Origin of the sequence: Nocardioides sp. zg-1228, assembly GCF_017086465.1 — a bacterium.
In the GTDB taxonomy this organism is placed as follows: Bacteria; Actinomycetota; Actinomycetes; order Propionibacteriales; family Nocardioidaceae; genus Nocardioides.
Genome location: NZ_CP070961.1, coordinates 2,516,428 through 2,539,848, shown reverse-complemented (window position 1 = coordinate 2,539,848; position 23,421 = coordinate 2,516,428). Strand labels below are relative to the sequence as shown.

25 protein-coding genes and 1 pseudogene are annotated in these 23,421 nt (G+C 71.8%); 13 read left to right on the top strand and 13 right to left on the bottom strand.

From position 1 onward, the window contains the following. Positions 1–7: 7 nt before the first annotated feature. The 3 genes from JX575_RS12265 to JX575_RS12255 all read right to left on the bottom strand — a co-directional run bounded on the left by JX575_RS12265 (position 8) and on the right by JX575_RS12255 (position 1,485). The gene (locus JX575_RS12265; protein WP_186340982.1) at positions 8–229 is read right to left on the bottom strand and encodes a hypothetical protein; all 222 of its coding nucleotides are present in this window, start codon (positions 227–229) and stop codon (positions 8–10) included. A 94-nt stretch (positions 230–323) separates the two neighbouring features. Beyond that, positions 324–893 (bottom strand): GNAT family N-acetyltransferase, encoded by a 570-nt coding sequence (locus tag JX575_RS12260; RefSeq protein ID WP_186340983.1) that lies wholly within the window; start codon positions 891–893, stop codon positions 324–326. 10 nt (positions 894–903) lie between these two features. Next, positions 904–1,485 (bottom strand): DUF3043 domain-containing protein, encoded by a 582-nt coding sequence (locus JX575_RS12255; protein ID WP_186340984.1) that lies wholly within the window; start codon positions 1,483–1,485, stop codon positions 904–906. A 173-nt stretch (positions 1,486–1,658) separates the two neighbouring features. Here JX575_RS12255 and JX575_RS12250 point away from each other — a divergent pair, with 173 nt between their 5' ends. The 5 genes from JX575_RS12250 to JX575_RS12230 are packed head-to-tail and all read left to right on the top strand — an operon-like array spanning position 1,659 to position 5,407. Further along, a complete protein-coding gene (locus JX575_RS12250) occupies positions 1,659–2,456 on the top strand; it encodes a PspA/IM30 family protein (protein ID WP_206054385.1) in 798 nt (265 codons plus the stop codon). Continuing rightward, positions 2,453–2,731, top strand: coding sequence for a hypothetical protein (locus tag JX575_RS12245; protein ID WP_186340985.1), 279 nt, complete (start codon positions 2,453–2,455; stop codon positions 2,729–2,731). Before JX575_RS12250 ends, JX575_RS12245 begins: the two co-directional genes overlap by 4 nt. A 13-nt stretch (positions 2,732–2,744) precedes the next feature. After that, positions 2,745–3,659, top strand: a complete 915-nt coding sequence (gene htpX / locus JX575_RS12240; RefSeq protein WP_186340986.1) for a zinc metalloprotease HtpX — start codon at positions 2,745–2,747, stop codon at positions 3,657–3,659. Between the two features lie 9 nt (positions 3,660–3,668). Then, complete coding sequence (locus tag JX575_RS12235) at positions 3,669–4,241, top strand: hypothetical protein (protein ID WP_186340987.1); 573 nt, start codon at positions 3,669–3,671, stop codon at positions 4,239–4,241. Continuing rightward, the gene (locus tag JX575_RS12230; protein ID WP_186340988.1) at positions 4,238–5,407 is read left to right on the top strand and encodes a GAF domain-containing sensor histidine kinase; all 1,170 of its coding nucleotides are present in this window, start codon (positions 4,238–4,240) and stop codon (positions 5,405–5,407) included. Before JX575_RS12235 ends, JX575_RS12230 begins: the two co-directional genes overlap by 4 nt. A 16-nt stretch (positions 5,408–5,423) precedes the next feature. Here JX575_RS12230 and JX575_RS12225 read toward each other — a convergent pair whose 3' ends face one another. Together JX575_RS12225 and nadA are read right to left on the bottom strand one after the other, a co-directional pair. Further along, positions 5,424–6,617 carry a winged helix DNA-binding domain-containing protein gene (locus JX575_RS12225; protein WP_186340989.1) on the bottom strand — a complete coding sequence of 398 codons (1,194 nt, stop codon included), beginning with the start codon at positions 6,615–6,617 and terminating at the stop codon, positions 5,424–5,426. Positions 6,618–6,631: 14 nt separating this feature from the next. Then, the gene (gene nadA / locus JX575_RS12220) at positions 6,632–7,816 is read right to left on the bottom strand and encodes a quinolinate synthase NadA (RefSeq protein ID WP_186340990.1); all 1,185 of its coding nucleotides are present in this window, start codon (positions 7,814–7,816) and stop codon (positions 6,632–6,634) included. A 123-nt stretch (positions 7,817–7,939) separates the two neighbouring features. Here nadA and JX575_RS12215 point away from each other — a divergent pair, with 123 nt between their 5' ends. Then, positions 7,940–9,166, top strand: coding sequence for a sugar phosphate nucleotidyltransferase (locus JX575_RS12215; RefSeq protein WP_186340991.1), 1,227 nt, complete (start codon positions 7,940–7,942; stop codon positions 9,164–9,166). Positions 9,167–9,207: 41 nt separating this feature from the next. Here the strand turns inward: JX575_RS12215 and JX575_RS12210 are convergent, their stop codons facing one another. Both JX575_RS12210 and JX575_RS12205 read right to left on the bottom strand, forming a co-directional pair. Beyond that, positions 9,208–10,071 carry a GNAT family N-acetyltransferase gene (locus JX575_RS12210; protein WP_186340992.1) on the bottom strand — a complete coding sequence of 288 codons (864 nt, stop codon included), beginning with the start codon at positions 10,069–10,071 and terminating at the stop codon, positions 9,208–9,210. A 20-nt stretch (positions 10,072–10,091) separates the two neighbouring features. Continuing rightward, the gene (locus JX575_RS12205; protein WP_186340993.1) at positions 10,092–10,508 is read right to left on the bottom strand and encodes a hypothetical protein; all 417 of its coding nucleotides are present in this window, start codon (positions 10,506–10,508) and stop codon (positions 10,092–10,094) included. Positions 10,509–10,549: 41 nt separating this feature from the next. Here JX575_RS12205 and JX575_RS12200 point away from each other — a divergent pair, with 41 nt between their 5' ends. Together JX575_RS12200 and erpA are read left to right on the top strand one after the other, a co-directional pair. Beyond that, on the top strand, positions 10,550–11,632 hold the full coding sequence (locus tag JX575_RS12200) for a glycerate kinase (protein ID WP_186340994.1): 1,083 nt from the start codon (positions 10,550–10,552) through the stop codon (positions 11,630–11,632). Positions 11,633–11,735: 103 nt separating this feature from the next. Then, positions 11,736–12,095, top strand: coding sequence for an iron-sulfur cluster insertion protein ErpA (gene erpA, locus JX575_RS12195; protein ID WP_186340995.1), 360 nt, complete (start codon positions 11,736–11,738; stop codon positions 12,093–12,095). A gap of 121 nt (positions 12,096–12,216) precedes the next feature. Here the strand turns inward: erpA and JX575_RS12190 are convergent, their stop codons facing one another. Continuing rightward, the gene (locus JX575_RS12190; protein WP_186340996.1) at positions 12,217–12,471 is read right to left on the bottom strand and encodes a hypothetical protein; all 255 of its coding nucleotides are present in this window, start codon (positions 12,469–12,471) and stop codon (positions 12,217–12,219) included. Between the two features lie 64 nt (positions 12,472–12,535). Here JX575_RS12190 and JX575_RS12185 point away from each other — a divergent pair, with 64 nt between their 5' ends. Beyond that, positions 12,536–13,522: a carbohydrate kinase family protein gene (locus JX575_RS12185; protein WP_186340997.1), complete on the top strand. Its 987-nt coding sequence runs from the start codon at positions 12,536–12,538 to the stop codon at positions 13,520–13,522. A gap of 19 nt (positions 13,523–13,541) precedes the next feature. Here JX575_RS12185 and JX575_RS12180 read toward each other — a convergent pair whose 3' ends face one another. Together JX575_RS12180 and JX575_RS12175 are read right to left on the bottom strand one after the other, a co-directional pair. Then, on the bottom strand, positions 13,542–13,784 hold the full coding sequence (locus JX575_RS12180) for a sulfurtransferase TusA family protein (RefSeq protein ID WP_241005135.1): 243 nt from the start codon (positions 13,782–13,784) through the stop codon (positions 13,542–13,544). Beyond that, complete coding sequence (locus JX575_RS12175; protein WP_186340998.1) at positions 13,781–14,908, bottom strand: aminotransferase class V-fold PLP-dependent enzyme; 1,128 nt, start codon at positions 14,906–14,908, stop codon at positions 13,781–13,783. Before JX575_RS12175 ends, JX575_RS12180 begins: the two co-directional genes overlap by 4 nt. A gap of 185 nt (positions 14,909–15,093) precedes the next feature. On the opposite strand from JX575_RS12175, the gene coxB reads away from it, so the two are divergent. The 4 genes and pseudogenes from coxB (at position 15,094) to JX575_RS12155 (ending at position 19,480) form a co-directional block, all read left to right on the top strand. Continuing rightward, complete coding sequence (gene coxB, locus JX575_RS12170; protein ID WP_241005134.1) at positions 15,094–15,975, top strand: cytochrome c oxidase subunit II; 882 nt, start codon at positions 15,094–15,096, stop codon at positions 15,973–15,975. After that, positions 15,972–17,627, top strand: a pseudogene (ctaD, locus tag JX575_RS12165) (cytochrome c oxidase subunit I); the annotation flags it as partial. The gene coxB and the pseudogene ctaD, both read left to right, overlap by 4 nt. A gap of 118 nt (positions 17,628–17,745) precedes the next feature. Continuing rightward, a complete protein-coding gene (locus JX575_RS12160; RefSeq protein ID WP_186341000.1) occupies positions 17,746–18,144 on the top strand; it encodes a cytochrome c oxidase subunit 4 in 399 nt (132 codons plus the stop codon). Positions 18,145–18,253: 109 nt separating this feature from the next. Continuing rightward, positions 18,254–19,480, top strand: coding sequence for an Ig-like domain-containing protein (locus tag JX575_RS12155; protein ID WP_241005133.1), 1,227 nt, complete (start codon positions 18,254–18,256; stop codon positions 19,478–19,480). A 166-nt stretch (positions 19,481–19,646) separates the two neighbouring features. Here the strand turns inward: JX575_RS12155 and JX575_RS12150 are convergent, their stop codons facing one another. From JX575_RS12150 to JX575_RS12140, 3 genes are all read right to left on the bottom strand, one after another. Further along, positions 19,647–21,290 (bottom strand): ubiquinol-cytochrome c reductase cytochrome b subunit, encoded by a 1,644-nt coding sequence (locus tag JX575_RS12150; protein ID WP_241005449.1) that lies wholly within the window; start codon positions 21,288–21,290, stop codon positions 19,647–19,649. 119 nt (positions 21,291–21,409) lie between these two features. Continuing rightward, positions 21,410–22,528, bottom strand: coding sequence for a Rieske 2Fe-2S domain-containing protein (locus JX575_RS12145; RefSeq protein ID WP_241005132.1), 1,119 nt, complete (start codon positions 22,526–22,528; stop codon positions 21,410–21,412). Beyond that, positions 22,525–23,328 carry a c-type cytochrome gene (locus JX575_RS12140; RefSeq protein ID WP_346776141.1) on the bottom strand — a complete coding sequence of 268 codons (804 nt, stop codon included), beginning with the start codon at positions 23,326–23,328 and terminating at the stop codon, positions 22,525–22,527. Before JX575_RS12140 ends, JX575_RS12145 begins: the two co-directional genes overlap by 4 nt. Between the last annotated feature and the right edge of the window lie 93 nt (positions 23,329–23,421).

The following is a 23,421-nucleotide window of genomic DNA, read 5'->3' as shown; positions in this document are numbered from 1 at the left end:
TGCCGTCTCAGTGGCGACGCGGCGCCCGCGCGGGACGCCGGCGCCGGTGGAAGTCGTGGACGAGGGCGAAGGCGGCGACCACCCCCGCGACGCCCCCCGCGACCAGGCTGACGCGGAGGTTGAGCGGGACGGCCGGCATGGTGCCGATCCACAGCCCGATGCCGACGCAGACGACGAGGGCCGAGACGACGATCAGCAACCGGTGGAGGGCGGGAAGGGGACCTAGCATCTGGACTCCCGGGGTGGACCGGCGAGGTGGCCGGACCTCCATCGTGACGTGCGTCACGAAAAAATCAAGGTCCGGTCAAGCCGAAATCGACGTGTCAGGCGATCGCGGTGTGGAGCCGGACCTGCTTGACCGTGGTCGTCCCGGTGCCGTCGAGGTCGAGCTCGCGGTGGGCGGTGTCGGGTGCCCAGCCGGCGTCGACCAGGAAGGTCCGCAGCGCGTCGTCGCCGGCGTTGACCCAGGCCACCGCGCGGGTGAAGCGGTCGGCGGCGAGGGTGTCGACGGCCGCCTGGAGCAGCCGCGAGCCGTGGCCCTTGGCCCGCTCGCCGGGGTCGAGGGTGACCTCGGCCAGCTCGCCGTCGGAGACGGGGTCGCAGTCGGGATCGGCGGCCGGCGAGGTGAGCGCGAAACCCACCACCCGGTTGCGCTCGAGCGCCACGAGCACCCGGTTGCGCGCGTCGGCGGGGCGCACGAGGGCCTGGCGCCACTGGGCGGCGACGGCGGCGACGTCGGTCGGCAGGACCTCGGCCGGCAGCAGTCCGGCGTAGAGGTCGGGCCAGGCCCGCACCTGCACGGACGCGATCGCCGCGGCGTCGTCGGCCCAGGCCACGCGGACGGACACGTCGGCACTGGGCCCGCCGCCGGCGGGCGGGTGGGTGTGGCTCATCGGCACCGGCTCATCGATAGGTCTCGGGGAGCTTCTGGCCGATCTTGACCTGCGCCTTGGGCAGTCGGAGGAACTTCATCTGGAGCGAGCGCATGGCGGCGTAGAGAGTGGCGCCCTTCGTCGGCTCGCCGGGGAAGCGGCGCGCGAGCTCGCGGCGCAGCCGGAAGCGGAGCATGACGATGTCGAAGATGATCACCAGCAAGGTGGTGAACAGCACGGTGTTGCCGAGCTGCACCATGCTGGGGTTGCCGGAGTAGCCGAGCACCATCGACGCGATCAGCAGCGGGATCATCAGCTCGATGAACGAGAACCTGGAGTCGACGAAGTCGCGGATGAAGCGGCGCACGGGGCCGCGGTCGCGGGCGGGCAGGTAGCGCTCGTCGCCGGTCTTCATCGCCTCGCGCATCTTGCGGGAGGTGTCGCCGCGCGCGGCGCGCTGTGCCGCGGCCTGCTCCTTGCGGGTGCGGGGCACCTTCGCGCGGGCACGGGCGGCGGCCTCGGCCTCCTTGCGCTTCGGCGTGGGCCGACCCTTGCCACCCGCCTTGTCGACGGTGGTGGGGGTCTCCGGCTCGGGCTCGGTACGTCGGAACACGCGTGCTGCCTTCAGATGGATCGGATGCTGGGACCAGCCTATCGTCGCGCCCTGCGGGGCCCGCGTCGCGGGATGCCCTACCTCGCACTTGGGTTTGGTTCTAGGGTGAGAGCAATCAGCCCGTCGCGATCCAGCCACCACCTCCGCATGACCAAGAGAGGGTCTCCACCCCGATGAGTCTCATGAAGCGCATCAGCCTGATCTTCCGCTCCAAGGCGAACACCGCCCTGGACAGGGCGGAGGACCCCCGCGAGACCCTCGACTACAGCTACCAGCGCCAGCTCGAGCTGCTCTCCAAGGTGCGGCGCGGCGTGGCCGACGTGGCCACCAGCCGCAAGCGCGTCGAGCTCCAGGTCAACCAGATCGAGCAGCAGGCCGCCAAGCTCCAGGGCCAGGCCGAGAAGGCAATCGCCGCCGGGCGCGAGGACCTCGCCCGCGAGGCGCTGACCCGCAAGTCGGGGCTCGCCTCCCAGATCACCGCGCTCAAGGAGCAGCAGGCCACGCTCCAGGGCGAGGAGGAGAAGCTGGTCCTGGCCCAGCAGCGGCTGCAGGCGAAGGTCGAGGCCTTCCGCACCCGCAAGGAGACCATCAAGGCCACCTACACCGCGGCCGAGGCGCAGACGCGCATCGGCGAGGCGATGTCGGGCATCGGCGAGGAGATGGGCGACGTCGGCCTCGCCATCCAGCGCGCCGAGGACAAGACCGCCCAGATGCAGGCCCGCGGCCAGGCCATCGACGAGCTGATCGCCTCCGGCGCGCTCGACGACGCCTCCCAGGTCAACGCCGGCGACGACATCGCGCGCGAGCTCGACGCGCTCAGCTCCGGCTCCGACGTGGAGGCCGAGCTGGCCCGTCTCAAGGCCGCCAGCAACCCCCAGGCCATCGAGGCCGGTGACGGGGGCGACATCCTCGCGGAGTCGCCCGAGTCGGTGCGCGCCGACAACGAGGGCAACGAGGGCGGACGCGCATGATCGTCCGCATCCTCGGCGAGGGGCAGTACGACCTCGACGACCACGCTCTCGATGCCCTCAACGGCCTCGACACCCAGCTCGAGCAGGCGATCGAGTCGGGCGACGAGCAGATGTTCCGCACGGCGCTGCACGGACTGCTGTCCGCGGTGCGCTCGAGCGGCACCCACCACTCCCTCGACGCCCTCGACGGGTCCGACCTGATCCTGCCGCCGTCCGATGCGACGATCGACGAGGTCCGTGAGCTCCTCGGCGACGACGGCCTGATCCCCGGCTGAGTTGCCCCGACCGGTGGCCACCTCCCGCTTCATCAAGGACTCCGGGCTGACCGCCCGGATGACCCTCACCATGTTCCTGCTCGGGGCGTTGTTCGTCGCACTCGTCGTGGCGGTCATCCAGTTCGTGGGCACGAGCTTCGCGCCGGTCGTCGCACTGATCGCGATCGGCGTGGCGTTCTGGCAGTGGTGGACCTCCGACAAGGTCGCGATGCGGGCCATGCGCGCCCGCGAGGTCACGCCCGAGGAGGCGCCCGAGCTGCACGGCATGATCGACCGGCTCTGCGCACTGGCCGACATGCCCAAGCCGCGGGTCGGCGTGTCCGATCTCGCCGTGCCCAACGCGTTCGCCACCGGGCGCTCGCCGGAGCGCTCCGTCGTGTGCGTGACGACCGGGATCCTGCGCACGCTCGACGCCGAGGAGCTCGAGGCGGTGCTCGCCCACGAGCTGAGCCACGTCGCCCACCGCGACGTGCTCGTGATGACGGTCGCCTCGTCGGCCGGCATCGCGGCGGGCCTGCTGATGCGCTTTGCACAGTTCGGCGGGATGAGCCGCTCGCGCAACAACAACAGCGCCCTGCCCGCGGTGCTCGTCGCCGTCCTCGTGAGCCTCGTGGTCTACGCCGTGAGCTTCCTGCTGCTGCGCCTGCTCTCGCGCTACCGCGAGCTCAGCGCCGACCGCGCGGGCGCCTACCTGACCCTCAAGCCGGGCTCGCTGGCCAGCGCCCTGCAGAAGATCAGCGGCGAGGCCGCGGCCATCCCGCAGCGTGACCTGCGGGCCGGGAGCGCCGTCGGGGCGGCGAGCGCGCTGTGCATCGTCCCGGCGCTCCACAGCGGCCTCGGCGGCCTGATGGCGACCCACCCCCCGCTCCAGCAGCGCCTCGAGCAGCTCGCCCGCATCCAGGCCGAGCTCGGCCGGCCCACCGGCTGAGGTGGCGTGATGGGACTCTGGGACGTCCTGCGCGCGCGGACGCAGCCCAAGCGCAACAACCTCGACGCGCTCTTCCACGTGCCGAGCGCGGCGATCACGCTGCAGACGGCGCTGGGGTTCGAGCCGACCGGCATCGGGTCGGTCTGCTACCGCTCGGCGGCAGGGGCGGCGTTCGCCCAGACGCAGGCCGACGTGCTGGGCCTCATCCGCGACGACGACGACGCGCCCGACGTGGAGGTCACCCAGGACGACTTCGGCTTCACCTGGCTCGTCGTCAGCGGCGACAAGGACGACATGGCGGGGCTGTGCACCGACCTGCACGCGGTCAACACCACCTTGGAGCTCAACGGCTTCGAGTCGGGACTGCTGTGCTCGATGGTGCCGTTCGCCAACGCGTCGGGCCAGCGGTTCGGGCTCACCTACCTCTACAAGCAGGGCACGTTCTACCCGTTCGCGCCGACGGGGGAGCAGACCCGCGACACGCTGCTCGAGCTGTCCGTGCGCGACCTGCTGCAGTCCGAGCTGCCGATGGAGGCCGACCTCCAGCGGTGGCTGGCGGTGTGGAAGGCGCCCGGGCTGTGAACGACGGCCGGGAGCGAGATCGCGCCATCGCTGTCTACGGCGTCCTCCACGACCCGCCGCGGCGCGAGCTCGACTCGCTCGTGCAGCTCGCCGCCCAGGTGGCCGGCGTCCCGTTCGCGGCGGTCAACCTGCTGGGCTCGGAGGTCCAGCACCAGGTCGCGACGACCGGGTTCGCGGGCGCCGACTCCCCGGTGGAGGACTCGATGTGCCGGCTGGTGGTGGAGGGCGGCACGCCGATCATGGTGGAGGACGCCGGCCGCGACGTGCGGTTCGCGCGGAACCCGTGGACGACCGGCGAGGTCGCCCACGTGAGGTACTACGGCTCCCACCCGCTGACCACGCCGTCCGGCGTCACCATCGGCACGCTCTGCGTCTTCGACGACCGCCCCCACGAGGTCAGCGAGGAGGCGGCCCACGGCCTGGCCCAGCTCGCCTACCGCGTGGTCGACGTCCTCGAGCTCGAGCTCGCCTCGCGGCGTCTCGCCGAGGCCGACGCCCGGCTCAGCACGTCCAACGAGCGCCTGGCCAACTTCGCCGGCCAGGTCAGCCACGACCTCAAGAACCCGCTGACCTCGATCTCCCTGTCGCTCGAGACGCTCGAGCTCGACGTCGAGGCGCCCGACCAGCTCGACACCCTGGCCCGGGCGCGCCGCGGCGTCGACCGGATGACCGCCCTGATCGCCAACCTGCTGGAGTTCGCCCAGCAGGGCCGGGCGCCGGGTGACGACGTCGTCGACCTGGCGGCCGAGCTGTCGTCGGCGCTCGACGACCTGACCGGGCGGTTGCCGCGCGAGTGCGTCTCGGCGGGCGTGCTGCCGCTCGTGCGCGGTGACGCGGCCCAGCTGCGTGCGGTGCTGATGAACCTGCTCGACAACGCCGTGAAGTTCACCGAGCCCGGCGCGGTGCCGGAGGTCGAGGTGGATTCGGTCCCGGTCGACGGGCACCACCGGGTCGAGGTGCGCGACCGCGGCCGCGGCGTCCCCGAGGACATGCGGGAGCGGGTCTTCGCGCCGCTCGCGCGGCTCGACAAGAGAGTCGAGGGCTCGGGCATCGGGTTGGCGACGTGCCGTCGGATCATCGAGGCCCACGGCGGCCGGTTGGGCGTCGAGGCCCGCGACGGCGGTGGCTCGGTGTTCTGGTTCGAGCTGCCCCGCGCCGGCGCCTGAGCGCAGGCGCGCGGCGTCAGGGGAGCCTGGCGTGCTTCATCTGTCGCGACGCGTAGACGTTGCCGATCACGACGCCGTCGAGCCACGTGGTGAGCCGCTGCGCCTCGTGCTCGAGCGCCGCGCGCCCGTCGGTCGCGACGTCCTCGACCAGCGAGAGCCGGACGACCCCCATCTCGTCCTGCACCCAGCAGCCGACGACGCGGCCGTCCCACCAGGCCGTGGTGCCGGCGTTGCCGTTGGTGTCGACGAGGAACGGCACGTGGGCGGGGTCGAGGTAGAAGTCGCGGCCCCGCCACCCCATCACGGTGGGGTCGAGGGTCGGCAGCAGCGCGGCCCAGGGCTCCACCGGACCGGTGTCCTCGACGTCGTCGGGGTGCACCCATCCGGTCGAGCCGTCGTCGAGGTCGACCTCGACGGCGCCGACGTCGGCCAACGCCCGCGTGACGGCGGTCTTGGTCGAGCCGAGCCACCACTGGATGTCGGCCGCGGTGCCGGGCCCGAAGGTGGTCAGCCACTGGCCGACCAGCGCGGCGTAGCCCGCCGCCTCGTCGAGCGGCGGCTCCACGACGCCCAGCCAGTCCTCCGCGGTCGTCCAGGTGGGCTTGTTGAGCCGCCAGTGGCCGGCGTTGCGCCCGCGGAACGCCCGGGCCTCCAGGCCGAGGACGGTGAGCACCCACGGGGCGACCGGCACCGGTCGGTCCCACGGCTTGTCCGTGCCGCCGCCGACCGTCCCCGCCAGCTCCGGCACCTCGGCGCGCAGCTGGGCGGTGCTCGCCGGACCGGCGGCGAGCCGGTCGAGGACGGCGGCACAGGCCAGGTCGAGCCAGCGCGCTCCGTCGTCGGCGATCCCGCCCGCGGCGATCGCCTTGGCGATGCGCCGACGCTCCGACGCCGCGACGCGGGCGGACGCGCTGCCCCACGCGGCGGGCAGCAGCTCGCGGGGGAAGACGAAGAGCGTGCGGCGCATCGCGAGCTGCTTGACCACCGAGCGGTGGTCGTAGAGCGCCGCGTCGACGTCGGCCGGGGTGACCCCCTCGGAGCGGGCGGCGACGGCGAGGTGGACGGTGGCCGCCTCCGTCGCGTGCAGGGCGGTCATCGTCCGGGTGACCGTCTCGACGTGGTCGAGCCGGCGGGCCGGCGCCAGCGCGTGGCGTACGGCGATCCGGCTGCGGCGCTCGGCATCGCTGATCCGCCGTCGTGTCGTCGTCATCGCTGGCCGGCCCCTCAGTCGCGGTGCGACGTGCCGGGCAGGTCGAGCATCCGCTGGAGCGCCACGAGCGCGTCGGCCTGGGTCTCGGGGTCGACGGCGACGCGGTTGACCGCCGTGCCCGCGACCAGGCTCTCCAGGGCCCACACCAGGTGGGGCAGGTCGATGCGGTTCATCGTCGAGCAGTAGCAGACGTTGCGGTCGAGGAAGACGATCGTCTTGTCCGGGTGGGCGTCGGCCAGCCGCTTGACGAGGTTGAGCTCGGTGCCGATCGCCCACACCGTGCCGGGCTCGGCGGCCTCGATGGTCTTGATGATGAACTCGGTCGAGCCCACCAGGTCGGCCTTGAGCACGACCTCGTGCCGGCACTCGGGGTGGACCAGCACGTTGATGCCGGGGTGCTGGGCCCGGAGCTCGTCGACGACGTCCTCGGAGAACCGGCCGTGCACCGAGCAGTGGCCCTTCCAGAGGATCATCCGGGCCCGTCGGAGCTCCTCGGGGGTGAGCCCGCCGCCGGGCTGGAGCGGGTCCCACACGACGCACTCGTCGAGGCCGATGCCCATCTGGAGCACCGCGGTGTTGCGCCCGAGGTGCTGGTCGGGGAGGAACAGCACCGTGGCCCCACCGGGGGCCGCGGCCTTCTGGGCGAACGCCCACTCGAGGGCGACGTCGGCGTTGGAGGAGGTGCACACGACGCCGCCGTTGCGCCCGCAGAACGCCTTGATGTCGGCGCTGGAGTTCATGTAGGTCACCGGGACGACGGCGTCCTGGACGCCCGCGGCGGCCAGGGCGTCCCACGCGTCCTCGACCTGGCGCAGGCGGGCCATGTCGGCCATCGAGCACCCGGCGGCCAGGTCGGGCAGGACCACCTGCTGGCTCGGCGAGGTGAGGATGTCGGCCGACTCGGCCATGAAGTGGACGCCGCAGAAGACGATGAACTCGGCGGCCGGGCGGGCCGCCGCGTCGCGTGCGAGCTTGAACGAGTCGCCCGTGACGTCGGCGAACTGGATGACCTCGTCGCGCTGGTAGTGGTGCCCGAGCACGAACACCCGCTCGCCCAGCGCCTCCTTGGCCGCCCGGGCCCGCGCCACCAGGTCGGGGTCGGACGCCGCCGGCAGGTCGCCGGGGCACTCCACGCCGCGCTCGGCATCGAGGTCGCGGCCCTTGCCGAGGGGCAGGAGCGGCAGGTCGACGAGGCTCATGCGGCGTCCCCGCAGCGAGACCCGCCGACGCAGGACGGACGGGACGAACGTCGTGCGGCGCGGGGCATGGCCTCATCCTAGGAGGGGAAGCAGGCGGGTCGCCCGGGATGCCATGCTTCGAGCATGACGCGACGAGGTGAGGTCCTGGCCCTGGTCCAGGCGGGTGGCCAGGGCTCCCGGATGGACGTGCTGACCCGGGAGCGAGCCAAGCCCGCGCTGCCCTTCGGCGGCGTGCACCGGCTGATCGACTTCGCCCTCTCCAGCCTCGTGCACGCCGACCTGACCGACGTGTGGGTGTCCCTGGAGTACCAGGTCACCTCCATCGACGACTATCTCTCCGGCGGTCGTCCCTGGAGCCTGGACCGCAACCGCGGGGGCTTTCGCCGCATCGTCCCGCAGACCGGCACCGGGCCGGCGACCGAGAGCGGCTTCGCGCACGGCAACGGCGACCTGCTGCTGCGGATGTCGGCCGACATCGAGGCCTTCGGCGCGCCGACCCTGGTGGTGTGCAGCGCCGACCACGTCTTCAACATGGACCTCGGCCCCGTCGTCGAGGACCACGTCGCCTCGGGGCGCGTGGCGACCGTGCTGACGAGCGAGGTCACCAAGAAGGACGCCTCCGACAACGTCGTGGTGCTCTCGCGCGGCGACGGCACGATCACCGGGATCGAGAGCAAGCCGTCGCGGCCGTCGGCGGGCACGGTGGCCACCGAGATCTTCCTCTACGACACCGAGGCCCTGCTGGGGACGCTGCGCGACCTGCGGCGCGAGCTGTCCGGCGAGCAGGACGACGGCGACAGCGGCATCGGCGACTTCGGCGAGCACCTGCTCCCGCGCCTGGTCGAGACCGGACGCGCCGCCGCGGTCCCGCTGACCGGCTACTGGCGCGACGTCGGCCAGCCCAGCCTCTACCTGCAGTCGCACCGCGACCTGCTCGCCGGCCGGGTCGACGTGTTCGACCACCCCGGCCGGCCGGTCATCTCGCACTGGCCCGACCGCCCCGCGGCGCGCGTGCGCGCGGCGGGGGAGTGCCACGACTCCCTGTTGTCGCCGGGCGCCGACGTGGCCGGCCTCGTCGTCGGCAGCGTGCTCGGCCCCGGCGTCGTGGTGGAGAAGGGCGCCGAGGTCCACGACAGCGTCGTGATGGAGGACTGCGTCATCCGCGCCGGCTCGGTCGTCCGCACGGCCGTCCTCGACGAGCGGTGCGAGGTGCGCGCCGGGGCCCGCGTCGGCGCCGAGCCGTCGCGCCGGGTCGCCCATGACGACGACCTCGTGCTCGCCGGGCGCGACTCGGAGGTCTCGGGCACGGTCGCGGCCGGCGCCCGCCTCGAGCCGGGCTCCGCCGGCTGACGTCAGCCCCTCGCGGCCTGCGCGGCCTGCGCGGCTCGCGGCTAGAGCAGCGAGCCGTGGTGCAGGTAGGGCGCCGGGGGCTTCATCCCCCGCAGGCAGAGGTATCCGTTGGTGTAGATCGCCAGCCGGGCCGCCAGGCCGACGTCGAGCGCCCAGGCGTTGGCCGCGGTGACGTGGTGCACCGACACCTGGGCGCCCGGGGTCGAGGACGCCAGTGCCTCCCACATGAGCCCTGACGCCGTACGCCGGTTGGTCGCCGCGACCAGCACCGGCACGCCCTCGTCGTCGACGTAGGCGTAGCCGGAGCCCGTCGAGTGGTCGGTCACGACGAGGCGGAACTGCTCGAGCAGCAGGTCGTGGTCACCGAGGTGCGCGGCGCCGCGCGTGCGCCGGTCGAGCGAGTCCATCAGGTCGCGGTCGCCGGCCGTGCCCTCGCGCACCCGGCCGACCACCGGGATGGCGCTGCGGTCGACGACCCCGGTGAGGATCATCTGCGGGTGGAGGTCGAAGCCCGCGAGCCGGTAGCGGCGCACGGCGCCGGGGTCGGCGCTCGCGGCGAACATGCCGCGCAGGCACCCCCGGCCGTGGTGCAGCGCGGCCGCCATCAGCTGGGTGCCGATGCCGCGGCCCTGGTGCTCGGGGCGCACCGCGAACGAGGCGAGGATCCACATCAGCTCACGCACCCGCGACACCGCACCGCCGACGAGCTCGCCATCGACCTCCGCGACCCAGCAGCCGCCCGGGTCGGTGGCCAGCGCCTGCCGGGTCCGCCGGACCCAGTGGCCGTTGCGTGCGGCCGGGCGGCGTACGGGATCGGGCCATGCGCGCTGGTGGGTGCGGGTGTCGACCTCGTGGTAGGACGTCGCGGTGATCTCGGCGAAGGCCGCGACATCGTCCTCGCGCATCGGCCGGACGACCGTCGCGGTCACGACACGTGGACGGCGTAGCGCCGGAGGAGGTCGTCCCAGTGGGTGTACTTCGCGCGCACGTCCTCGCTGCCGTCGGCCCAGCCGCCGTGCTCGAGGTGCACCACGGTGCCACCCTCGGCCTCGGTGAACAGCACGTCGAGGGTGGTCGGCTGCTCCTCGGCGTGGCCGAGCCAGAACTGCTGGGTGTAGCGACCGATCGGGTCCCACATGTCGACCCTGCCCCAGACGTACTGCTCGTCGCCGTGCACGGAGGCCACCGGTCCGTCGGGGTCGATGGCGATGCCGGTGAAGGTGGCCGGGTCGGGGCTCAGCATCGGGTCCCACCACTCGCCCATCTGGGCCGTGAAGCCGACGAAGGCCTCGGTCGGGGTCACCGGCACGGTGATCTCGGCGACGATCGGGTCCAGGCTCATGCGCCAAGCATGCCGGATGGCCCCACTGACAGGATGCAGCCATGCGCGTGCTGATCGCCCCCGACAAGTTCGCCGGCACCCTCACCGCGGTCCAGGCCGCCGAGGCCGTCGCCGCCGGGTGGCGCCGGCAGGCGCCGGGCGACGACCTCGACCTCGCCCCGATGGCGGACGGCGGCCCCGGCTTCGTCGACGTGCTGCATGCCGCGATGGGCGGCGAGCTCGCGGCGGTGACGGTCTCGGGCCCGCACGGCGCGCCCGTCCCCGCGGCGGTGCTGCGGGTCGGCACGACGGCCTACGTCGAGGCTGCGCAGGCGGCGGGCCTGCACCTGGTCTCCGGCCCGGTCGAGACCGCCTCCAGCGTCGGGGTGGGCGAGCTGGTGCTGGCCGCGGTGGAGGGTGGGGCGCGCACGGTGGTGGTCGGTCTGGGCGGCACCGGCACCAACGACGGCGGCGCGGGCGTCCTGGCGACGCTCGGCGCCGTGTCCGACGGCCCGCTCGACGGGGGTGCCGCTCCGCTGGGGTCGGTGACCACGGTCGACCTCGCACCGGCGCGGCGGCGGCTGGACGGCGTGACCCTGGTGGCGGCGAGCGACGTCGACAACCCCCTCACCGGCCTGTTCGGGGCCACCAAGACCTTCGGGCCGCAGAAGGGGGTCGCCGAGGACCGGATCGCCGAGGTGGACGGGTGGCTGGAGGCGTTCGCCGTCGCCACCGACCGGCGTACGTCGCTCGACAAGGGCGCCGGGGCCGCCGGCGGCATCGGCTACGCCCTGCTCGCCCTCGGTGCCACCCGGCAGCCCGGCATCGGCCTGGTCGCCGAGGCGGTCTCGCTCGCCGACCGGGCGCGCGCGGCCGACCTCGTCGTGACCGGCGAGGGCGCGTTCGACTTCTCCAGCCGCGCGGGCAAGGTGCCCTACGGCGTGGCCGAGATCGCCTCCGAGGCGCTGCGTCCCTGCATCGCGCTGGCCGGGCAGGTGCTGGTCGGCTCGCGCGAGATGCGCGCCCTCGGCATCGAGTCCGCCTACTCGCTCGTGGACCTGGTGGGGGAGGAGCGCGCCTTCAGCGCCCCGGCCGAGGCCCTCGCCGACCTCGCCGCCCGGGTCGCGCGCACCTGGTCGCGCTGAGCCAGGTGGACGGACGGACGCGCGGCTGCGCCGGCCGGCCGGGAATATCCGCCGGTGTGCGACCATTGAGCCGAGCAGTACCCGAGACTTCTGGAGTGATGAGATGACCGAGCAGAGCGCGACCACCGAGCGCAGGACCGACCAGATCAACCTCTCCGCTGTCGCCGCAGGCAAGGTGAAGAGTCTCCTGGAGCAGGAGGGCCGCGACGACCTGGCCCTGCGGATCTCCGTGCAGCCCGGTGGCTGCTCGGGCCTGCGCTACCAGCTCTTCTTCGACGAGCGCACGCTCGACGGCGACGTCACCACCGACTTCGACGGCGTGACCGTGGTCGTCGACCGGATGAGCGTGCCCTACCTCAACGGTGCGGAGATCGACTTCGTCGACACCATCGAGAAGCAGGGCTTCACGATCGACAACCCCAACGCCACCGGCTCGTGCGCCTGCGGCGACTCGTTCCACTGAGTCCGGCTCGCTGAGCCGGCACGCGAAAGGCCCCCGCCTCTGGCGGGGGCCTTCGTCGTGCCCGGGTCAGTCCCGGGTCAGTCCCGGGTCAGTCCCGGGTCAGTCCCGGGTCAGTCCAAGGTCAGTCCAGGTGGAGGTGGAGGGCGCCGGCGAGGCGCGCGGCGGCCTCGGACACGCGGATCTCGCGCTTGCCGACCTCGGCGGGGTAGTCGTCGAAGTGGAGGCTCGGCGCGGGCCTGCCGGCGGCGCGCGCGGCTCGTTCGAGGCGACTCTGCAGCCCGAGGTTGCGGCTGGCCGCACGGCCGTCGGCGGCCATCTCTGCGGGGGTGCCCAGCTCGTCGCTGAAGGGGGTCGCGGGGCGTCGTGACGTCATCATGGCCACGACGCTATTGGCTACTGATGCGTATCCCGAGCCGTACCGGGAGGTAGTGTCTCGCGGCGTGTCCCTCCTCGTTGCCGGATCCATCGCAACCGACCACCTGATGTCCTTCCCGGGCAAGTTCGCCGACAGCCTGGTCGTCGACCAGCTCGACAAGCTCTCGGTGTCCTTCCTCGTCGAGGACCTCGACGTGCGCCGCGGCGGGTGTGCCGCCAACATCTGCTTCGGTCTCGGCAACCTGGGCCTGCGCCCGGTGCTGGTCGGCGCCGTGGGCGAGGACTTCGCCGACTACCGCGCCTGGCTCGAGCGGCACAACGTCGACTGCGACTCGGTGCACGTCTCCGAGACACGCCACACGGCCCGCTTCGTGTGCACCAACGACTCCTCGATGGCGCAGATCGCGAGCTTCTACGCCGGCGCGATGAGCGAGTCGCGCGAGATCGAGCTCAAGCCGATCGTCGACCGCGTCGGCGACCCCGACTACGTCATCATCGGCCCGGACGACCCGCAGGGGATGCTGCGCCACACCGAGGAGTGCCGCCAGCGCGGCTACCGGTTCCTGGCCGACCCCTCCCAGCAGCTCGCCTTCGGCGACGGTGCGCTGATCCGCCAGCTCATCGACGGCGCCGACATCCTCTTCTCCAACGAGTACGAGGCCAGCCTGATCACCCAGAAGACCGGGTGGAGCCGCGACGACGTCCTCTCACGCGTGGGCACGTGGGTGGTCACCCTCGGCCCGGCGGGCGTGCGCATCGACCGCAAGGGCGAGGAGTCGGTGGTCGTGGGCGCGGTCCCCGAGATCGAGAAGGTCGAGCCGACCGGGGTCGGCGACGCCTTCCGGGCCGGCTTCCTGGCGGCCCTGACGTGGGGCCTGGGCCACGAGCGCGCCGCCCAGCTGGGCTGCCTGCTCGCCGTGCACGTGGTGGAGCAGGTCGGCACCCAGGAGTACGAGATCTCCCGCCACGCGTTCCTCGAGCGGTGCGCGGCGACCTACGGCGACGAGGCCGTCGCCGACTTCGAGCCGCACCTGCGCACGATCCGCCCCTGACCGGCAGGCCCCGTCCCGCTCAGCCCAGGCGCCGTACGACGTAGCGGGCCGTCCCGTCGTCGGCGGAGTCGACGCCGACGTAGGCCTGGCCCTTCATCCGGCACCACGCCGGCACGTCGACGGCCGCGGCCGGGTCGCGTGCGACCACCGCGAGCAGCTCGCCGACCGCCACGTCGCCGAGGTGGCGGGCGAGCTCGATGACCGGCATCGGGCAGGGCAGGTCGCGGCAGTCCAGCTCCAGGGCGACGTCGGACCTGCTCACATGCCCACCCGCGACCGGATCTCGGCGACCACGCCGGGCAGGGCGTCGCAGAAGGCGTCCACCTCGGCGCGAGAGGTGTCGCGCTGGAGGGACAGGCGGACGTTGCCGTGCGTGAGCACCCCCATCGCCTCCAGCACGTGGCTGGGGGTCAGGGTGGAGGCCGTGCAGGCCGACCCGCTGGCGATGCCGAAGCCGCGCCGGTCGAGCTCGCCCACCAGGGCCTCGCCGTCGACGTAGAGGCACGAGAACGTGACCAGGTGGGGCAGGCGCCGCTCGGGGTCGCCGACCACCTCCACGTCGGGCACCTCGGCGGCCACCCGGCGGCGTACGACGTCCACGAGCGCGTGCTGGCGGGCGCCGACCTCCTCGCGCTCGGCCACGACCGCCTGCAGGGCGGCGGCGGCCGCGAGCACGGCAGGGACGTTCTCGAAGCCGGTGGACCGCTCGTCGACGCGGTCGTCGCCGGGGAACGGGGGGCGCCACCGCGCCCGCTTGCGGACCAGCAGCACGCCGACGCCGGCCGGTCCGCCCCACTTGTGCGCGGAGCCGGCGGCCGCCGCCCAACCCTCGGGGAGGGCGCAGCGCCCCATCGACGCGCACGCGTCGGTGAAGAGGGCGACGTCGTCGGGCAGGGCGAGCTCGTCGATGGGCTGCACGGTGCCCACCTCGTGGTTGGCGGTCTGCAGGGCGACGGTGCCGACGCCGGGGGAGCGGGCCGCCTCGAGGAGGTGGTCGGGGCGGACCCGGCCGTGCATGTCGGTGCCCACCTCGACCGCGCGGGCACCCCAGGCCACCGCGTGGCGGACCGCGGAGTGCTCGACCGCCGAGTGCGCGACCCCGTCGCCGCGACGTGAGCCGCGCACGAGGCCGAGCAGGCCCAGGTGGACCGCGTGGGTGCCGCTGGGGGTGAACGTCACCTCGTCGGCCCGCACGCCGAGCGCGTCGGCCGTCGCCTCGCGGGCGTTGTCGAGCAGCAGCCGCGCCTCCCGTCCCGGCCGGTGCAGCCGGCGCGGGTCGGCGTAGCCGCGCTCCAGCGCGGCGAGGAGGACCTCGCGGGCCGCCGGGTGCAGCGGCGCCGAGGACGCGCTGTCCAGGTCGCCGGGCCCGGCGGGAGGGGCAGTCACTGGGGCAACTTATGCCACGACCACCCGGCGGGGGCCGCGGAGCGACTCTGACCTGCGCAGATGGACCGACACCCGACCCTGCCCCGCACGGCGCGGCGAGTTGGGGATACGCTCTATGGGTCGAGAAGCACCGAGAGAGAGGCTCGTCAGTGGGTCTGCAAGTCCCCAACCTTTCGGGCGCGCCCGTGAGGCGCACCCTGAAGGTCGCGCTGCTGGGCGTGACGATGATGGCGCTGGCCGCGTGCTCCGAGGCCGACCAGCACCAGATCCGCAACCTCGCCATGCCCGACAGGGCCAGCGAGCAGGGCCCCTACACCTACGAGCTGTGGAAGTGGGCGTGGGTCGCCGCACTGGTGACCGGTGTCATCGTGTGGGGCCTGATCGTCTACGCGGTGGTGAAGTTCCGCCGCCGCAGCCCCGACGAGGTCCCGCGGCAGACGCGCTACAACCTGCCGCTCGAGGTGTTCTACACGATCGCCCCCGTGCTGATGTGCGTGGTGTTCTTCTTCCACACGGTGCGGGTCCAGGACGTGATGACCGAGGTCGAGCCCGACCCCGACGTGACCGTCGAGGTCATGGGCCAGCAGTGGAGCTGGACCTTCAACTACGGCCTGGGCGAGCAGAACGTCGACGCCACCGGCTACGACGGCGACTACGCCTACGACGAGTACGTCTACACCATCGGTGACGGCAACGAGATCCCCGTGCTGGTCCTGCCGGTCAACCAGCGGATCCAGTTCAACCTCCACTCGCCCGACGTGATCCACAACTTCGGTGTGCCCTCGTTCCTGACCCGGATGGACGTCATCCCGGGCCGGATCAACCACCTCCAGGTCACCCCGACCGTGGAGGGCACCTACCCCGGCAAGTGCTACGAGCTGTGCGGCGTCTACCACTCGCGGATGCTCTTCGAGGTCGAGGTGGTCAGCCAGGAGGAGTACGAGGCCTACCTCGCCGACCTGGCCGAGACCGGCCAGACCCTCGCGGAGCCGCTCCTGGGCGGATCTGAAGCCACCACGCAGACCGGACTGGGCGAGAGCCAGTCCCAGGAAGGAAGCCAGGAGTGACTGCCACCACCGCTCCCGCACCCCAGGCCGCGACTCCGCCGCCTGAGCGCAAGCCGCTGGGCCAGCAGGTCGTGCGGATCCTGACGACGACCGACCACAAGCTGATCGGCAAGCTCTACCTGGGCACCTCGTTCGCGTGGTTCCTGATCGCCGGCCTGATGGCCATGCTGATCCGCGCCGAGCTCGCCTACCCGGGCGGCCAGGTCGTCAGCGAGCAGCTCTACAACCAGCTGTTCACCATGCACGGCACGATCATGCTGCTGCTGTTCGCGACGCCGCTGTTCTTCGGCTTCGCCAACGTGATCATGCCGCTGCAGATCGGCGCCCCCGACGTCGCGTTCCCGCGACTCAACATGTTCAGCTACTGGCTGTTCCTCTTCGGCGGCCTCATCGCCGCCTCCGGCTTCCTGACCCCGTCCGGTGCCGCCGACTTCGGCTGGTTCGCCTACACGCCGCTCTCCGACGCCGTGCGCAGTCCAGGCGTGGGTGGCGACCTGTGGATCATGGGCCTCTGGATGGCCGGCCTGGGCTCGATCCTGGGTGCGGTCAACTTCATCACCACGATCATCTGCATGCGCGCGCCCGGTATGACGATGTTCCGGATGCCGATCTTCGTGTGGAACACGCTGATCACCAGCATGCTCGTGATCATGGTGTTCCCGATCCTCGCGGGTGCGCTGCTCTCGCTCGAGGCCGACCGCATCCTCGGTGCCCACGTGTTCGACCCCTCCCACGGCGGTCCGATCCTGTGGCAGCACCTGTTCTGGTTCTTCGGGCACCCAGAGGTCTACATCATCGCGCTGCCGTTCTTCGGCATCGTCTCCGAGATCCTGCCGGTCTTCAGCCGCAAGCCGATCTTCGGCTACGTCGGCCTGGTGGCCGCCACCCTCGGCATCGCGATGCTCTCGGTCGCGGTGTGGGCCCACCACATGTTCGTCACCGGCGCCGTCGACCTGCCGTTCTTCTCCGGCATGACCTTCCTCATCGCCGTGCCGACAGGCGTGAAGTTCTTCAACTGGATCGGCACGATGTGGGGCGGATCCTTGTCGTTCGACACGCCCATGCTGTGGTCGATCGGCTTCCTCGTCACCTTCCTCTTCGGTGGCCTCACCGGAGTCATCCTGGCCAGCCCGCCGCTCGACTTCACCGTCTCCGACTCCTACTTCGTGGTGGCGCACTTCCACTACGTGGTGTTCGGCACGGTGGTGTTCGCGATGTTCGCCGGCTTCTACTTCTGGTGGCCCAAGTTCACCGGGCGGATGCTTGACGAGCGTCTCGGCAAGCTCCACTTCTGGGTGCTGTTCGTCGGCTTCCACACCACCTTCCTGGTCCAGCACTGGCTGGGTGTCGAGGGCATGCCGCGCCGCTACGCCGACTACCTGCCCGAGGACGGCTTCACCACGCTCAACCAGATCTCGACGGCGGGCTCGTTCCTGCTCGCCGCCTCGACGCTGCCGTTCCTCTACAACGTCTACGTCTCGGCCAGGGGCCCGAAGGTGCCGGTCGACGACCCGTGGGGCTGGGGGCGCTCCCTCGAGTGGGCCACCAGCTGCCCGCCGCCGCGCCACAACTTCACCACGCTGCCGCGCATCCGCTCCGAGTCGCCGGCCTTCGACCTGCACCACCCGGAGGTCGCGCTGCTCGAGCTGGAGGACAACGACGCCGAGCGTGACGGCGCCGTCGCCGACGCCCCGAGGTGGCGGGGCGCGAGGAGATGCTGCGTGAGCGCGCCGGCGAGCCGGCCGAGCCGACCGACGAGGAGAGGGACCGATGAAGGCCGAGGCATGGATCTTCGGGATCACCACCGTGTTCGTGGGGGTCGTGGCACCGGGCTACTGGTTCCTGTCCGAGGACTGGACCGGCACCTCCGCGCTCGTCATGACCGCGCTCCTCACCGGCATGATCACCCTCTACCTCGGCTTCCACGCCTCGCGCATGGACCCGAGGCCGGAGGACCGCAAGGAGGCCGACATCGCCGACGGCGCCGGTGAGCTGGGCTTCTTCCCGCCCTACTCCTGGTGGCCCCTGTGGTGCGCCATGGCGCTGGGCGTGATCGTCTACGGCATCGCCCTGTCGGCCTGGTGGCTGGCCATCATCGGCTTCGCCGCCGGTGCCATCGTGGTGTGCGGCTTCGTCTTCGAGTACTACCGGGGCGAACACGCCCACTGAGCCGCCCTTTTCAGCAGAGCCCGTCCGCGACGTACGCTGGACGGGTTCTGCTGTTCCTCCGTCCGACCGGGCGGGCTCTCCTGGGGGGTGACGTCGCATGCGCTCACGCGTGCTCCGTTCCACGCGCCCGGCACGCCGTCCGACGGCGGCCGCTGCGGCGCTGGTCATGATGGCGGGACTCGCTGCCTGCAGCACGGCGGGACCGACCTCCTCCTCCGACGGCTCCGGCGACGCTCCAGCCGCGTCGGGGTCCGCGGACGCCACGGAGTCCGCCGCGCCGGAGCCGGTCCGGATCACGACCGGCTTCGCCGACCCGACCGCGGTGCCGATCGACGCGCCGCTCACGGTGTCGACCGTCGGCGGCCACCTCGACGACGTACGGGTGACCTCGCCCGCCGGTCCGGTGCAGGGGAGTCTCTCCGACGACGGCACCTGGACCGCGTCCACCCGGCTGGAGCCCGGCACCGACTACCGCCTGATCGCCTCCGCGACCCGCTCCGACGGCAGCACGGTCGAGCGCGCGCGCAGGTTCCACACGGTCGAGCTCACCCTCGACGAGCAGACCTTCCCCTCGGTGGCGCCCCTGGACGGCGAGACGGTGGGCGTCGGGATGCCGGTCGTCGTGACGTTCGACCTGCCCGTCACCGACCGGGCGCGGTTCGAGAGGCACATGGCGGTCACCAGCACGCCCGCCCAGAAGGGCTCGTGGTACTGGCTGAGCGACCGGGAGGCCCACTACCGGCCCGCGCACTACTGGAGGCCCGGCACCGACGTGTCGGTCGACCTCGACATCAACAGCCTGCCGGCGGGCAACGGGATCTACGGCCAGGAGTCACGGCGCCTCGACTTCCACATCGGCGACTCGGTGGTGAGCCGCGTCGACGTGCGCAGCCACACGATGCGCACGTTCGTCAACGGCAAGCTCGCCCGCACCATCCCGATCAGCGCCGGCAAGCCGGGGTGGGAGACCCGCTCGGGCACCAAGGTCGTGATCGAGAAGTTCCGCCAGAAGCGGATGAACGCCGCGACGATCGGCGTCTCCGAGGGCGACCCGGAGTACTACGACCTGTCCAACGTCGAGTACGCCCTGCGGGTGACCTATTCCGGTGAGTTCCTGCACGCCGCGCCGTGGTCGGTCGGCTCGCAGGGCAGCGCCAACGTCTCGCACGGGTGTGTCGGGATGAGCGTCGCGGACGCCCAGTGGCTCTACGACCGCACCAGCCGTGGCGACGTCGTCGAGGTGACCGGGTCCGCCCGTCAGATGACGCTCGACAACGGCTACGGCGACTGGAACCTCTCCGCCGCCGACTGGAAGCAGGGCTCGGCCCTCAGCTGACCCCCGACCTTTGGGGGAGTGGAGCCCGCGACGCATCGGGGAGGATCCAGGTCACCTGGTGACTCGGATCCACCACGGTCAGCCGACGGGCGTCGTGGACACGCCCACTGACGAGACGAGGGCCCGCCGGGAACGATCCCGGCGGGCCCTCGTGCGTCGCGTGCGCTCAGTGGTCGCGCAGCGGGACGTCCTCGGTGTCGCGGAGCTGGTGGTCGTCGAACTGGTGTCCGTCGGCCGGGTGGTCGAGCCCTGCCTGGAGCTCGGCCTCGTGCTCGGCGTGGTGGTGCGCCTCCTCGAGCTCGGCCCGCGTGGGCTTCTGCACGTTGTGGCTGAACGCCCACGACGACAGCTTGGCCCGCAGCTTCTCCGAGCGCGAGTTGGGCGCGGCCACACCGGCGGCGTCGGTGTCGCCCGCGACCGTGTGGACCTGGTCGCGCTCACGCGCCGTGAGCGTGTAGGCGGCTGCCTCGCCGATCGGCAGGTGGCGCTCCGAGTAGGCGCCCTCGGGGGAGCGGGTGATGATGCCCGTCTCGTAGCCGTGGAGCAGCATCTCGTTGTCGTGCCGCTGCAGCGAGATGCACCAGCGCCGGGTGATCCAGAACGCCAGCAGGGGCCCGAGGAAGACGGCCGCCCGCATGAAGTAGGTGATCTGGTTGATGCTCAGGTCGAGCTTGATGGCGATGATGTCGTTGCCACCGGCCGCCCAGGCGAGTCCGTAGAACGTCATCAGCGACACCATGACGGCGGTGCGCGTCGGCGCGTTGCGCGGGCGCTGGAGCAGGTGGTGGTCGCGCTTGTCGCCGGTGATCCAGCCCTCGATGAACGGCAGCAGGATCAAGATGACGAGCATCAGCGGAGGCACGATGAGGATCGGCAGCATCACGTTCCACGAGAACGTGTAGCCGAAGAACACCGACTCCCACCCGGTCGGGACGATGCGGAGCAGTCCGTCGGGCCAGCCCATGTACCAGTCGGGCTGGGAGCCTGCGGTGACCTTGGTCGGGTCGTAGGGGCCGAGCTTCCACACCGGGTTGATCGACATCAGGCCACCCATGAGGGCGACGACGCCGAAGACCATGAAGAAGAAGCCACCGGCCTTGGCGGCGTAGACGGGGAGCATCGGGAAGCCGACGACGTTCTGCTCGGTGCGGCCGGGCCCGGGCCACTGCGTGTGCTTGTGGTAGACGAGCAGCAGCATGTGGGCGGCGATGAGCGCCAGCAGGATCCCGGGGATCAGCAGCACGTGCACGATGTAGAGGCGCGGGATGATCGCCTCACCCGGGAACTCGCCACCGAACAGCAGGAACGACATGTAGGTGCCGACGACGGGGGTCGCCTTCAGGAAGCCGTCCGCGGCGCGGACGCCGGTGCCGGAGAGCAGGTCGTCGGGCAGCGAGTAGCCCGTGAAGCCCTCGAGCGTGCCCAGGAGCAGCAGCAGGCAGCCGATGACCCAGTTGAGCTCGCGCGGCTTGCGGTAGGCGCCGGTGAAGGCGACGCGCAGCAGGTGGACCATCATCGAGGCGATGAAGATCGCCGCGGCCCAGTGGTGCATCTGGCGCAGGAGCAGGCCGCCACGCACGTCGAACGAGATGGCCAGCGTCGAGGCCATCGACTCCGACATCCCGACGCCGCGCAGCTGGTCGTAGGAGCCCTCGTAGGTGACGTGACCCATCGAGGGGTTGAACCACAGGGTCAGGAAGACGCCCGTCAGGAGCAGCACGACGAAGCTCCACAGGGCGATCTCGCCGAGCATGAACGACCAGTGGTCGGGGAAGACCTTGCGCAGGTTCTTCTTCATCGCCGTGGCCAGACCGAGGCGGTCGTCGGCCCACGAGGCGAGGGACCCGGCGGGGCCGGGCTTGGTGGCGGTCGCGGCGGCGGTGCCGTTGGTGGTCGCGACCTTGCTGGTGTCGATCCTGGAGTCCGTGCTCACTTTTGCTTCTCACGCTCCCAGTAGCTGGCCCCGACGGGCTCGGTGAAGTCGCTCTGAGCGACCAGGTAGCCCTCGTCATCCACCGCGAGCGGCAGCTGGGGAAGAGGACGGGCAGCCGGACCGAAGACGACCTTGGCGTGGTCGGCGAGGTCGAAGGTCGACTGGTGGCACGGGCACAGCACGTGGTGGGTGGTGCGCTCGTACAGGGAGATCGGGCAGCCGACGTGGGTGCAGATCTTGGAGTAGCAGATGATTCCGCTGACGGTCCACTTCTCGCGGCCCTTGAGCGGGATGATCTCGTCGGGGTTCATCCGCACGACGATGATCGCGGCCTTGGCCTTCTGGACCTGCTCGTCGAGGTTGGACAGCTCGGGGTAGCCGTTCTCCTCCGACGGGAACAGCGCCTCGGCGGTGGCGTTGACGAGGTCACCGATCTCGACCTCGCTGGCGAGGATGGGGGTGCCGACGACGTCGCGCACCAGGCGCATGCCCGGCTTCCAGATGGTGTGCGCGAGCGCGTCGATGTCGAGGGCCTTGCCCGGGGCCAGGTCGCGCAGCAGCACGACGGCGGGCAGCCCGAGCAGGCCGACGGCGCCGATCATCGTGTTGCGGACCAGCGGCCTCCGACCGATGCCGGCCTCGGCGAGGCCCGCGTTGAGTGCCTCGACGGTGGCCTCGCGGTCCTCCGGCGGGGAGGCGGCCGCGTGGCGCATCTCGACCATCTCGTGGTCGGCCATCAGCTTGCGGGCGAGGTGGATGATGCCGATGCCGATCAGCAGCAGGCTCACGCCGAGGGTCACGCCGAGGCTGACCGTCGAGGCGCCGAGACCGCCGATGGTGTCCCAGTTGTCGCCGATCTGGAAGGTGAAGTAGGCGACGACGAAGAGGACGGCGCTGATCATCGCGCCCACGAACATGGCCGCGATCTGGCGCTCGGCGCGCTTCTCGGCCTTGGGGTCGACGTCGGTGGGGCGCCACGTGTGCGCGGGAAGGCCCGGGTCGGGGATCGGCTCGGCCTCGCGGTGCGTGGGCACGTGGGCCTCGTCGTGGGGCACCGGGGTGCCGTCAGGCCCGTTGACCGGGTGCTCCGGCGTCGAGGAGTTGTCGTTGCTCACGCGTTCACCTTGCTCTTCTTGCTGCGGGTCGTGTGCGAGGCGATCCAGACCGCCGCGCCCACGAGTCCGCCGATGCCGATCACCCAGGCGAAGAGGCCCTCGGAGACAGGTCCGAGTCCGCCCAGGGAGAAGCCGGCGTACTCAGGCGTGTCCTCGAGGCTCCCGAGGTAGGCGATGACGTCGCGCTTCTGGTCGGGGGAGAGGTTGCCGTTGCTGAAGTTGGGCATCTGCTGGGGGCCGGTGATCATGGCCTCCCAGACGTACTTGGGCTCCACGCCGCGGAGCGTGGGTGCGTAGCCGCCGCGTGGCATCGCCCCGCCGGCGCCCTGGAAGTTGTGGCAGGCGGTGCAGTTGGTGAGGAAGATCTGGCCGCCGCGGGAGATCGCCTCCTGGCGCTGCTCGTCGGACAGGTCGTCGATCGAGTAGTCGGCCGCGTTGGGGATCGCGGGGCCGGGGCCGAGCGAGGCGACGTAGGCCGCCAGCGCGGAGATCTCCTCGTCGTTGAAGACGGGCGGCTTGCGCTCGGCCTGCTGGCCCTGCTGGACCAGGGGCATGCGTCCGGTGCCGACCTGGAAGTCGACGGCGGCGGCGCCGACGCCGACCAGTGACGGGCCGAGCTGGTAGCCCGGGCGGACGGTGGGCACGCCCTCGCCGTTCTTGCCGTGGCAGAACGAGCAGCTGGCGAGGAAGAGCTCCTTGCCCTGCGCGACCTTCTCGGTCTCGCTCGGCTGGCTGTCAGCCTGGGCGGGGGAGAAGGCGGTGTAGAGGGAGCCGCTGATCAGGAGACCCAGCAGCAGCACGGCGAGACCCGCAAGCGGTCCCCGACGGTGCCGGGAGAGACGACCAGCGGTTCGGTTGAGCAAACGCACGATTAGTCCTTGCCGGTTGCGGTA